Raw genomic sequence first — 12239 nt, 5'->3', positions numbered from 1 at the left:
CTAGGCGAGGTTTTTATGCGTAAGCCCTTGGTGGTAGGAAACTGGAAAATGCATGGTAATACTGCTGAAAATGCAGCATTACTTGAAGGTTTGCTGAACACTGAGTTAGGAACAGCTGATGTGGCCGTGAGCCCTCCCAGCATTTATGTTGCACAAGTGGCTGAAAAATTAAAGAGCAGTGCAATTAGTTGGGGTGTTCAGAATATTTCCGCAGTAGATAAAGGCGCATATACTGGAGAAATTAGTGCTCCTATGGCTAAGGACTTGGAGTGTAAGTTTGCCATTATTGGTCACTCAGAGCGCAGAACACTGTTCGGTGAAGTAGATAAAGATGTTGCAGATAAATTTGTTGCTGCTCAACAGGCAGGATTAACGCCTATTGTTTGTGTTGGAGAAAATCTGGCAGAACGTGAAGCTGGAGAAACACTCACAGTTGTTGGCCGACAATTGGGGGCTATATTAGCTGCTTTATCTGCAGGACAGGTTGATGGTTTTGTTATTGCTTATGAGCCTGTTTGGGCGATAGGTACTGGTAGAACTGCAACGCCTGAGCAGGCGCAAGAAGTACATAAGTTTATTCGTGATCAACTTGCAGCAATATCAGCTGAATTAGCTGAGAATATTCAGATACTCTATGGTGGGAGTGTTAAAGCTGATAATGCAGAAGCCTTATTTACAAACCCTGATATTGACGGTGGATTAGTAGGTGGTGCTTCATTATTGGTTGATCAGTTTGTAGCGATTTGTCGTGCAGCAGGTTGATGACTGAATGGATACGATCATACTGATAATTCATGTGCTTGCAGCGCTAGCCCTTGTTGGGCTGGTGCTATTACAGCAAGGTAAAGGTGCTGAAGCTGGAGCTTCGTTTGGTGGTGGAGCTTCACAAACAGTATTTGGTAGTCAGGGTAGTGGTAATTTCCTTACTAAACTGACCAGTGTTTTGGCTACAGCATTCTTTGTTACAAGCTTTACTCTCGCAATGCTTGGTAAGCATAGCTCAAGTGCAGTATCAGAGTCTGCAGTACCTCAAATTGAGAAAGTTGAGCAGTCTACTGGTGATGCACCTGTTGTTAATGATGCTGAAGATTCAGCTAATGATGCTCCAGGGGTTGACGAAGTGGGGCAAAATGAAGCAAAATCTGCACCCGCTTCAGAAGCTAATGTAAAGCAAGCTAGTCAAACAGCTGTGGAAGAAAATACAGCTATTGAAGACCAGTCTGAAAAACAGCTTAATAGTGAAGCTTCTGAAGATATGCAACAAGCTCCGCCTGCTGAAAATGAAGCAAGTAATGTGGAGAGTGCAGAAGTAAAGACTGAAAGTCAAAATTCATCTACTGATCAAGAAAATACAGAGCAGTAGATATTTGATGAGACAATGTAAAGCCGAAGTGGTGAAATTGGTAGACACGCTATCTTGAGGGGGTAGTGGCGTAAGCCGTGCCGGTTCAAGTCCGGCCTTCGGCACCATTTGTTTATTAAGTTGACCATGTAGATAATGCTGAATATAATCTAAGCGCCTTTTTTGATGCGGGGTGGAGCAGTCTGGTAGCTCGTCGGGCTCATAACCCGAAGGTCGTTGGTTCAAATCCAGCCCCCGCTACCACTAGATTAAGAAAAACCCCTTAAATAAGGGGTTTTTTATTAGCTGAATTTTTTCAGTGAATGTTTATGACAAGGAGTAGCCTTCACTGTAAATGTGATATTCAAGCTACTATTGATTTTAGGAGTGGGCGCTATGCCCACTTTTTGTTTGTAAAAAAATTATTTGGGTTGAGGCCAGTGACTTGTGGCAAGTAAACACCAGACACTTGAACAATTGATTGTGCCCACCATAGAGGCATTAGGCTTTGTTGTGTGGGGTATTGAGCTTTTTTCTCAAGGAAAACACTCAAAGCTGCAAGTTTTTATTGATTCTCCAAAGGGAATTAATCTAGACGATTGCGAAAAAGTTAGCCGGCAAATAAGTAGTATTTTAGATGTAGAAGATCCAATTTCTGGTGAATATACACTTGAGGTGTCTTCACCTGGTATGGATCGCCCATTATTTACTTTGGCTCATTATGAAGCGTTTAAAGGGCATAAAGTCCAGCTGAAGTTACGCTCACCTTATGAAGGCCGAAGAAAATTCAAAGGCGTTATCACTGGCGTGGAAAATGATGAAGTCGTGGTTCAGGTTGAAGACCATGAATATTTGTTCGCTATCGATCTGATCGAAAAAGCTAACATAATACCTCAGTTTTAAGGGCTCTCTGGGCTTTTGGGCAGGTTAAGTAACAGGCGAGGCGTAGCATGAGCAAAGAAATTTTACTAGTCGTTGACTCAGTATCAAATGAAAAGGGTGTGCCGCCCGATGTTATCTTTGAAGCAATTGAAATTGCTTTGGCAACTGCAACTAAAAAAAGATATGAAGATGATATCGATGTTCGTGTAGCCATTGATCGTAGAACAGGTAATTACGATACTTTTCGGCGTTGGAAAGTTGTTGCTGATGAAGATTATGAAAATCCTGCTGCACATATTGTTATTGAAGAAGTAGATGAAAAAGATCCTAACCTGCAGATTGGGGATTATTGGGAAGAACAAATAGAGTCTGTTGAGTTTGGTCGCATAGCAGCTCAAACAGCGAAACAAGTTATTGTCCAAAAAGTTCGTGAAGCAGAACGTGCTCAGGTAGTTGAAGCCTATAAAGAAAAATTAAACGAAATTGTCAGTGGTACAGTTAAAAAAGTAACGCGCGATAATATTGTTGTTGATCTTGGTAATAATGCAGAAGCAGTATTACCCAGAGACCAAATGATTCCTAGAGAATCTTTTCGGGTTGGAACACGGGTAAGAGCACTCCTTTTTGATATTCGCAAAGACGGACGTGGGCCTCAGCTAGTACTTAGCCGAGCCTGCCCACAAATGTTGATCGAACTGTTTAAAATTGAAGTGCCAGAAATAGCTGAAGAAGTTATTGAAGTTAAAGGTGCAGCACGAGACCCAGGTTCAAGAGCCAAGATTGCAGTAAAAACGAATGATGGTCGGATTGATCCTGTTGGAGCTTGTGTAGGGATGCGTGGATCTCGTGTACAAGCTGTATCTGGAGAACTGGGAAATGAGCGAATTGATATTGTTCTCTGGGATGATAATCCTGCCCAGTTAGTTATTAATGCAATGTCCCCTGCTGAAGTGGCTTCAATTGTCGTGGATGAAGATGCCGATATTATGGATATTGCAGTTGCTGAGGATAACCTTGCGCAAGCTATCGGTCGTAATGGTCAAAATGTCAGGTTAGCCAGTGAGCTAACTGGCTGGACACTCAATGTGATGACTGAGGAAGAAGCGCTGGCTAAGCAAGCGCGTGAAGTGGGGGATATTGTAGACCGCTTCCGTGAGCAGCTTGAAGTTGATGAGGATCTTGCACAGTTGTTAGTTGATGAAGGCTTTACTTCCCTTGAAGAAATAGCCTATGTACCTCTGGAAGAAATGCTGGAAATTGAAGGCTTTGATGAAGACTTAGTAAATGAGTTGCGTCAGCGAGCCAAAGACAATCTGTTAACCCTTGCGATTGCTTCAGAGGAGCAGTTGGAAGAAGCCCAGCCAGCAGAAGATCTGCTGACCATGGAGGGGATGGATAAGCACCTGGCATTCTTGTTTGCCAGTAAAGGCATCATAACCATGGAGGACCTAGCAGAGCAGTCAATTGACGACTTGCTTGAAATTGAAGGCATTGATGAAGAACGTGCTGGACAACTCATCATGACTGCGCGAGCACCATGGTTCGAAGATGGGCAGCAAGGGTAAACCACGGAGAGAGGAGATTTGTTGATGGCAGATGTAACAGTAGAACAACTCGCCCAAGTGGTTGGTGCGCCTGTTGAACGATTACTGCAGCAAATGAAAGATGCGGGCTTACCGCAAACAAAGGCTAATCAGGCTGTTTCTGACAAAGAAAAACAAGTTTTGTTGGCTTATTTGAAGCAAAGTCATGGTGGCTCTGCAGCCGATCCAGGTCGTATAACGCTTAAGCGTAAAACCGTCAGCCAACTTAAGGTGAGTGGCGGTCAAGGAAAAAGTAAAACTGTTAATGTTGAAGTACGTAAAAAACGTACTTATGTAAAACGTAACGAAGCAGATGCTGAAAAAGCTGAGAAGAAACGTCAAGCTGAAGAAAAATCGCGTGAGTTAGAAAAGCGTCGTAAGGCTGCTAAAGAAGACGCGAAGCGAGCTAAAGATCAAGAGGAGCGTGCGCGCATCGAAGCTGAAGCTCGTAAACACTTAGAAGCAGAGCAGTCTCAAAAAGAAAAAGAAAAAGATAAAGCGGCGGCAGATAAAAGTTCACCTAAGCGTAAAGCTCGTGAAAAGAGCCGTCACGAGCGCAGCGATGGTGATAGCGGAGATCGTCGTGGTAATAATAAGAAGCGTCGTTCAGGAGACAAAGGGGAGACTCAACTAAGTCGTGGTAAAGCGGGACGACGTACCAGAGGGGCTCCTCAAAGAGCACAACTGCATGGTTTTGAAAAACCGACAAAACCAATTATTCGGGAAGTGAGTATTCCTGAGACAATTACAGTAGCCGAGTTGGCTCAGAAGATGTCAGTGAAAGCGGCTGAAGTCATCAAAGCCATGTTTAAGCTAGGCACAATGGTGACAATTAACCAAGTCATCGATCAGGAAACAGCAACAATTCTGGTTGAAGAAATGGGGCACAAAGTCAAACTGATAAAAGCAGATGCGCTTGAAGATAGTTTGGCTGCTGAGCTTAATATAGTTGAAGGTGAGCAAGTTTCCCGTGCGCCTGTGGTGACAGTTATGGGACACGTAGACCATGGTAAAACGTCACTGCTTGATTACATCCGCAAAGCCAAAGTACAGGCTGGTGAAGCGGGTGGTATTACACAGCATATAGGTGCTTATCATGTGAATACTGACCGAGGCATGATCAGTTTTCTGGATACACCAGGTCACGCGGCATTTACAGCAATGCGTGCACGTGGTGCCAAGGTAACTGATATTGTTATTTTGGTGGTGGCTGCCGATGATGGTGTAATGCCTCAGACTGAGGAAGCTATTCAACATGCTAAGGCTGCAGAAGTGCCTATTGTTGTAGCTGTTAACAAGATAGATAAGCCTGAAGCTGATCCTGACCGGGTTAAAAATGAGCTGGCTCAGCGTGATGTTATTCCTGAAGAGTGGGGTGGTGATACCCAGTTTATCAATGTTTCAGCGCATAGTGGTGAAGGTATTGATGAGCTATTAGAGGCATTGCTGTTGCAGGCGGAACTGCTTGAGTTAAAAGCTGTTCCTATTTCTCCTGCGCGCGGTATTGTGATCGAGTCTTCTTTGGATAAACGTCGTGGTGCTGTAGCTACGATCTTAGTGCAAAATGGTACGCTTTCTCAAGGTGACAATATTCTAGCCGGTCAATTCTATGGTCGTGTTCGTGCAATGCTGGACGAAAATGGAAAGCCAATTAAAGATGCTGGACCTTCAATTCCTGTGGAAATCCTTGGTTTGGATGGAACACCCGATGCAGGGGATGAGGTTTTTGCGGTACAGGATGAGAAGAAAGCACGCGAAATTGCGCTTTTCCGTCAAGGTAAATACCGTGAGGTGAAGCTGGCACGTCAGCAAGCAGCTAAGCTTGAAAATGTTTTTGAGAACATGAAACAAGATGAGAAGAAAACACTCAATATTGTTTTGAAAGCGGATGTCCGTGGTTCTTTAGAAGCATTAACACAGGCACTGAATGATCTTGGTAACGAAGAAGTCCAAGTGAAAGTGGTTTCAGGTGGTGTTGGTGGTATCACTGAGACAGATGCAAACCTTGCATTAGCTTCCAGCGCTGTTATTTTTGGCTTTAATGTTCGTGCTGATGCAACTGCAAGAAAAATTGTTGAAACCGAAGGCCTCGATTTACGCTACTACAGTGTGATTTATGACATCATTGATGATGTTAAGAAAGCACTCAGTGGTATGTTAAAAGCACAGTTTAGAGAAGAAATTGTGGGCGTGGCTGAAGTTCGTGATGTCTTCAAATCACCTAAGTTTGGCCTTATTGCTGGTTGTATGGTGGTTGAGGGTATGGTTTATCGTAATGAGCGTATTCGTGTACTTCGCGATAACGTGGTTATTTACGAGGGTGAACTTGAGTCTCTGCGCCGCTTCAAAGATGACGTCAATGAAGTACGAAGCAACATGGAATGTGGTATTGGTGTGAAGAACTACAATGACGTACGTGTAGGCGACAAGATTGAGGTTTATAAGTCAATTCAGGTCGAGCGTAGCTTGTAAGTTTGACTGATAAATAAATTGAATGTGAGAATACATGGCTAAAGAATTTAGTCGAACACAGCGTATAGCGGATCAGATTCAAAAAGAATTAGCAGTGCTAATTCAGTTAGAAATCAAAGATCCGCGACTGGGAATGGTGACAGTAAGTAGTGTTGAGGTAAGTCGAGACTTAGCTTATGCAAATATTTATGTCACTTTTTTGGGGAAAGAAGATCAGGTCAGTAATGACGAGCAAGTTGCTGTATTGAATAAAGCAGCTGGCTTTTTAAGGTCAATGCTAGCAAAAAGATTAATCGCTAGAACTACACCTCAACTGCGCTTTTCTTTCGATGAAAGTATTCAGCGTGGCCAATATCTATCCAAATTGATTGATGACGCTGTAAGTAAAGATCGTAATCACCACGATAAAGGTGTTGAGGAAGAGTAAAACGTGGCAAGACGTCGTCGTCAGCGTGGTCGCCCTGTGCATGGTATTCTGGTGCTCGATAAACGTCAGGGTGTAACCTCTAATAAAGTATTGCAGGAAATTAAAAGCCTGTTTGGGGCTGCTAAAGCAGGCCATACGGGTAGTCTTGATCCACTAGCAACAGGGGTTTTGCCTATTTGCTTTGGTGAGGCAACAAAGTTTTCTCAATATTTGCTTGATGCAGATAAAGGTTATCAGGCAGGCGTTCGGTTTGGCATTCGCACTGCTACAGGGGATGCTGAAGGAGAAATCATTGAGCAGCGCCCTATTATCTTTTCTGAACAAGAGCTGTTGACAACGCTAGAGCAGTTTACGGGAGAAATATCTCAAGTTCCTTCAATGTATTCAGCAATTAAAGTTGATGGCCAGCCACTCTATAAGCTGGCAAGAGAAGGGATTGAAGTTGAACGAAAAGCTAGAAATGTGGTTATTCGTGAACTGTCTTTAACTTCATTTAGTCAAGAGACTGCTGAGATACAAGTGGCCTGCAGTAAAGGGACTTATATTCGTACACTCGTAGAAGATATTGGTGAAGCTTTGGGCTGTGGTGCCTATGTGACTTCTCTTCGGCGTACTTCGGCGGGTCCTTTTACTTTAGATCATGCTTACTCCATTGGGCAGCTAGACGAGGCATGCCAGCAAGGTGGGCATGAGGCTTTGGACGAGTTACTCCAGCCTATAGATATGGCACTTAAACTATTACCTCAAGTTATTCTTGGTGAAACAACCGCTTATTACCTAGTTCAGGGACAGCCAGTGCTGGTTCCTCGAGCACCAACAGCTGGTTTTGTAAGGCTCTATCAAGAAGGCGATCAACCTGTTTTTCTGGGGATAGGTGAGATTTTAGATGATGGTCGTGTTGCTCCACGACGATTGGTTAGAATTTACTCGTAATTACGGGTAGAATGTGCAAGCTTCTTTAAGCAGTGTTAGCACTTAATCGCTGCTTGAATTGCGAGGATGGCTGTAAATATGCACGGTCATACCTTCAGTTTGCTTAGTCTAGTTGTCAGGGTAAACAGTTTGTTTGCTTCAAGCTGCTTTGACTACATCAATAAGTGCATATTATTTAGGAGAATTGATTATGGCACTAAGTGCTGAAAAAAAAGCTGAGATCATTAAAAACTTTCAAACGGTTGAAGGTGATACTGGTTCACCAGAGGTTCAAGTGGCATTGTTGTCTGCTAATATTGAAAGTTTGCAAGGACACTTTAAATCTCATATTCATGATCACCACTCTCGTCGTGGTTTAATTAGAATGGTTAATCAGCGTCGTAAGCTGCTGGACTATCTGAAGCGTAAGGATGTAGATCGCTACAGTAACCTGATTTCTCGTTTAGGCTTACGTCGCTAATTAGGTTAGCGATGAAGGTTCGCCAGCTAGACTTCGTGAATGTCTTAATGCTGGTAATCTGCACACCGCTAAGATCAGTGGTAGTTATTACTACCAGTGTTTAGCGGTGTTTTTATTTGTATAAAAAATATACCAACAATAGGCCTGTTATCTCTCGCATTCAGTTGCCGCCAGTCCAGCGCCTCCTTGAATATATAGGCACTGTAAGGTATGGACTAACTCTGTAGAGTTGGTGCTGCTAGCATAAATCAGTGCAAGATGAATATTTTCAGGCAAGATTATTGAAAGATTTGAAAGAAGGATAACATTGTGAATCCGGTAAGAAAGACTTTTCAGTTCGGTGATCAAACCGTAACACTGGAGACCGGGCGCGTTGCACGGCAGGCTACAGGTGCGGTATTAGTAACAATGGGAGGCGTAACTGTTTTAGTTACTGCTGTCGGTGCTAAACAAGCTGTGGAAAGCGCTGGTTTTTTCCCTTTATCAGTTCATTATCAAGAAAAAACATACGCTGCTGGTCGTATACCTGGAGGTTTCTACAAGCGTGAGGGACGTCCATCAGAAAAAGAAACACTTACATCTCGTTTAATTGATCGCCCAATTCGCCCATTATTTCCCAAGGGCTTCATGAATGAAGTACAAATTCTATGTACAGTAGTTTCGACTGATAAAAAGCATGATCCAGATATAGCTTCAATGATAGGTACTTCTGCAGCACTGGCTATTTCAGGTATTCCTTTTGATGGTCCGATAGGTGCAGCTCGAGTTGGCTTTATTGATGAGCGTGGTTATGTCCTCAACCCTAGTTATGCAGAGTTAGAACAGTCTGAATTAGACATGGTGGTTGCTGGTACTAAAAATGCCGTACTTATGGTTGAGTCTGAAGCTGATGAGCTTACTGAAGATGAAATGTTAGGTGGCGTATTATTTGCTCACCAAGAGTGCCAAGTTGTTGTGGATGCTATTACAGAATTTGCTGCTGAGGCTGGCAAACCTCGTTGGGACTGGGAGCCACCAGCTGTCAATGAAGCATTGATGACTACTGTTGAAAATGCTTTTGCATCTGATATACGTGCAGCTTACCAAATTTCTGACAAAATGAAGCGCTATGCTCGTCTTGATGAAATTCGTGAGCAGGCTGTAAGTGAACTGGCCAATGAAGAAGGACAGCCCAGTGCTGCAGAAGTAAGCAGTCTGTTCAGCAAGCTTGAAAAGAATATTGTTCGCCAAAATGTCGTAGATGGTAACCCACGTATTGATGGTAGGGATACAAAAACAGTAAGACCTATTCATGTTGAAGTGGGTGTTTTACCTGCAGCACATGGATCAGCCCTGTTTACTCGTGGTGAAACGCAGGCTCTTGTGGCAACTACTTTAGGTACTGCACGTGATGCACAATTAGTAGATCAGCTTGAAGGTGAGCAGCGTGAATCCTTTATGTTGCACTATAACTTCCCTCCATACTCAGTAGGTGAGTGTGGACGCATTGGTGCGACTGGGCGTAGAGAAGTAGGCCATGGCCGTCTAGCGAAGCGTGGTGTTCAAGCTGTTCTGCCAAAAGACGATACTTTCCCTTATAGTATGCGAGTGGTTTCAGAAATTACTGAATCCAACGGCTCAAGCTCTATGGCTTCAGTTTGTGGTGCATCTTTAGCATTGATGGATGCTGGAGTACCTTTGAAAGCTTCTGTTGCTGGTATTGCAATGGGCTTGGTTAAAGAAGGTGAAAAATTTGCCGTATTGACGGATATCCTGGGTGATGAAGACCATTTAGGTGATATGGACTTTAAAGTTGCTGGTACAGTTGAAGGGATTACTGCCCTACAAATGGATATCAAAATTCAGGGTATTACTGAAGAAATCATGGAAACTGCTTTAGAGCAAGCTCGTGATGCTCGTCTGCATATTCTAGGTGAAATGAGCAAAGTTCTAGCTGCATCACGTCCTGAGCTGGCGGATAATGCACCTACTATGCTAATGCTGAAGATTGACCCAGATAAAATCCGTGATGTTATTGGTAAAGGTGGAACAACTGTTCGTGCTATTTGTGACGAAACGGGTGCAGCCATCGATATTGATGACAATGGTAATGTCAAAGTTTACGCAGATGATAAGACATCTGCAGCGTTAGCTGTTCGTCGTATTGAAGAAATTACAGCAGAAGCTGAAATTGGCCGGATATATGATGGAACGGTACAACGTATTGTTGACTTTGGTGCATTTGTGAATATCCTTCCAGGTAAAGAAGGTTTGGTTCATATATCTCAGATTTCAACGAAGCGCATTCAAAAGGTCTCTGATGCTCTGAAAGAAGGCCAGCAAGTTAAGGTTGTCGTATCAGATGTTGATAACCGTGGTCGTATCAAATTGAGTATGAAAGATATTGCTCAAGAGTAACAGTGAAGAAGATATATAAAAAAGGGCCATCAGGCCCTTTTTTTTGCAAACTTGAAAGTATTGATCGCGTTGATTTGAAAACAGGGTGTTGATTTTATAGCTATGGTAAATAGAAGACCCTTGTTTGACTTAGAATATTAAGAGAGCAAATCTTTATGATGGAGAAAGTAGCATTGCTACTTGTTGGAAAGGAAAAAGTGACTTAAATACCCTTCACTTATGGGTATAACTTTCAATAGCAGGATGTGCTAGATACGATTATGGGAACGTGTAAATATCACCAAGACCAGCCTGCCACATGGCAGTGTAAAAAATGTAACCATTTTTATGGTGACTGCTGTGTACCAATCCCTGCAGATTCAACACGAAAGATAAAGTGTTCATTGTGTACAGAACCGCTCACTTACTTAGGTGGAACTTATTCAGCAGAGCCTTTCTGGAAGAAAACTCACGACTTTTTCGTATACCCCTTTCAGAATAATGCGCTAATTTTTTTGGGAATCATAACGTTAATTCAGACAGGTGTTTTTTTTCTGTTTGGAGATGTCACCTCTTTAGGTGGGCTTATTTTATATATCGCTGCGATGATTGTTGTAGGTGGCATTCAGATTAACTACTTTTTTACGGTAATTAATTATATTGCTGAGGGTGAAATGGAGGCACCACCTGCTACTATAGCATTTTCAATGGAGGGGGTATCTTTACTCTTTAAACAAATAGCTTTAATTGTTATTGCAGTGATTTGTGGTATTGCTGCCTTTAAAACATCCATTGTCATAGGTGTTATTGTTTCTACTTTATTATATCTCTTTATTCCTGTCAGTATTATGATCCTAGCCCGAGAGCATTCGCTAGGGGAAGCTATGAATCCCAGTCGTATTATTGAAATTATCAAGGGAATGGGCTGGCCTTATTTGCTTCTATTTGTGTTTTTATACATTCTTACAATGGGGCCAAATATTGCGACAGAAATAATACTGAAATTTGTCAATGAGTTTTTTGTCATCCCAATAGATGCATTTTTTAGTGCCTATTTCCATTGTGTTTCAGTGGCTATATTGGGTTACTGTATCTATCAATATCAAGTAGCCTTTGGCTTTGTCAGTGAACAAGATGAAACAAGGGTACTCAATGAAGTTGACTACGAAACTAAACTTGCGCTGTGTGAGTCAGAAATATTTATGAAGGAAGGTAGGCGCGAGCAGGCTGGAGAGGTCATTCGTAATGCAGTTAACAAATATCAGAAAAGTCTTGAGTTGAATAGACGTTATCATCATTACTTAAAAACATTTGGTCAAAATGAATTATTGACACGCCATAGCCTTCATTTTATTAATCTATTACTTGAGCAAAATATGGACCGTGAAGCTGCTCAGGTTTATATGACATGTAAAGAAAAGCAAGTGGCACTGACATTTAAGGTTGCAGAAACGTGTCATCGTTTAGGGGCTGCTCTTGTAAATAGCCATCGCTATAAAGAAGCTATCGTGTTACTAAAAAATCTCCATAAGCTCTTTCCACAATACCGTGGTATTCCTGATGCTTACTTCGTTATGGCAAAAGCATTTTCTGAAGGGTTACATCAAGATGAACAAGCAATGAAATTATTAAACTTTATTATTCAGAAATACCCTAATGCAATGGTGACAAAGGAAGTAAAAGATTATCAAAATGTAATACAAAGTATAAAGAAGTCATGAATTAGTTGGATTGAATAAAAACATCCTCAGCAAAGCTGAGGAT

At 42.3% G+C, this 12239-nt stretch carries 10 protein-coding genes and 2 tRNA genes; all 12 read left to right on the top strand.

Translation table 11 applies throughout. From position 1 onward, the window contains the following. The first annotated feature begins 15 nt into the window (after positions 1-15). The 12 genes from tpiA to KCG35_RS05860 all read left to right on the top strand — a co-directional run bounded on the left by tpiA (position 16) and on the right by KCG35_RS05860 (position 12196). Positions 16-762, top strand: a complete 747-nt coding sequence (gene tpiA / locus KCG35_RS05915; RefSeq protein ID WP_215818752.1) for a triose-phosphate isomerase — start codon at positions 16-18, stop codon at positions 760-762. A 7-nt stretch (positions 763-769) separates the two neighbouring features. Then, positions 770-1363 carry a preprotein translocase subunit SecG gene (secG, locus tag KCG35_RS05910; protein ID WP_215818751.1) on the top strand — a complete coding sequence of 198 codons (594 nt, stop codon included), beginning with the start codon at positions 770-772 and terminating at the stop codon, positions 1361-1363. A gap of 22 nt (positions 1364-1385) precedes the next feature. After that, positions 1386-1470 (top strand) — tRNA-Leu (locus KCG35_RS05905). Positions 1471-1529: 59 nt separating this feature from the next. Next, a tRNA-Met gene (locus KCG35_RS05900) sits at positions 1530-1606 on the top strand. 183 nt (positions 1607-1789) lie between these two features. Continuing rightward, entirely contained in the window at positions 1790-2245 is a 456-nt protein-coding gene (gene rimP / locus KCG35_RS05895; protein WP_215818750.1) for a ribosome maturation factor RimP, read from the top strand. Between the two features lie 47 nt (positions 2246-2292). Then, a complete protein-coding gene (gene nusA / locus KCG35_RS05890; protein ID WP_215818749.1) occupies positions 2293-3789 on the top strand; it encodes a transcription termination factor NusA in 1497 nt (498 codons plus the stop codon). 24 nt (positions 3790-3813) lie between these two features. Next, positions 3814-6279: a translation initiation factor IF-2 gene (gene infB / locus KCG35_RS05885; RefSeq protein WP_215818748.1), complete on the top strand. Its 2466-nt coding sequence runs from the start codon at positions 3814-3816 to the stop codon at positions 6277-6279. Between the two features lie 34 nt (positions 6280-6313). Further along, positions 6314-6706 carry a 30S ribosome-binding factor RbfA gene (gene rbfA, locus KCG35_RS05880; protein ID WP_215818747.1) on the top strand — a complete coding sequence of 131 codons (393 nt, stop codon included), beginning with the start codon at positions 6314-6316 and terminating at the stop codon, positions 6704-6706. Between the two features lie 3 nt (positions 6707-6709). Beyond that, on the top strand, positions 6710-7639 hold the full coding sequence (gene truB / locus KCG35_RS05875) for a tRNA pseudouridine(55) synthase TruB (RefSeq protein WP_215818746.1): 930 nt from the start codon (positions 6710-6712) through the stop codon (positions 7637-7639). A gap of 190 nt (positions 7640-7829) precedes the next feature. Beyond that, positions 7830-8099, top strand: a complete 270-nt coding sequence (rpsO, locus tag KCG35_RS05870) for a 30S ribosomal protein S15 (protein WP_215818745.1) — start codon at positions 7830-7832, stop codon at positions 8097-8099. A 309-nt stretch (positions 8100-8408) separates the two neighbouring features. Next, positions 8409-10496 carry a polyribonucleotide nucleotidyltransferase gene (gene pnp / locus KCG35_RS05865; protein WP_215818744.1) on the top strand — a complete coding sequence of 696 codons (2088 nt, stop codon included), beginning with the start codon at positions 8409-8411 and terminating at the stop codon, positions 10494-10496. A 260-nt stretch (positions 10497-10756) separates the two neighbouring features. Then, positions 10757-12196, top strand: coding sequence for a DUF4013 domain-containing protein (locus KCG35_RS05860; protein ID WP_215818743.1), 1440 nt, complete (start codon positions 10757-10759; stop codon positions 12194-12196). The last annotated feature ends 43 nt before the right edge of the window (positions 12197-12239 follow it).

This window comes from Zooshikella harenae (assembly GCF_018837975.1).
Lineage (GTDB): Bacteria > Pseudomonadota > Gammaproteobacteria > Pseudomonadales > Zooshikellaceae > Zooshikella > Zooshikella harenae.
This window is presented reverse-complemented; position numbering and strand designations above follow the sequence as displayed.

Excerpts from the sequence above, each read along its gene's own strand:
- rbfA (WP_215818747.1), top strand. The coding sequence starts at position 6,314 with ATGGCTAAAGAATTTAGTCGAACACAGCGTATAGCGGATCAGATTCAA.
- secG (WP_215818751.1), top strand. The coding sequence starts at position 770 with ATGGATACGATCATACTGATAATTCATGTGCTTGCAGCGCTAGCCCTT.
- infB (WP_215818748.1), top strand. The coding sequence starts at position 3,814 with ATGGCAGATGTAACAGTAGAACAACTCGCCCAAGTGGTTGGTGCGCCT.
- KCG35_RS05860 (WP_215818743.1), top strand. The coding sequence starts at position 10,757 with ATGGGAACGTGTAAATATCACCAAGACCAGCCTGCCACATGGCAGTGT.
- rpsO (WP_215818745.1), top strand. The coding sequence starts at position 7,830 with ATGGCACTAAGTGCTGAAAAAAAAGCTGAGATCATTAAAAACTTTCAA.
- nusA (WP_215818749.1), top strand. The coding sequence starts at position 2,293 with ATGAGCAAAGAAATTTTACTAGTCGTTGACTCAGTATCAAATGAAAAG.
- tpiA (WP_215818752.1), top strand. The coding sequence starts at position 16 with ATGCGTAAGCCCTTGGTGGTAGGAAACTGGAAAATGCATGGTAATACT.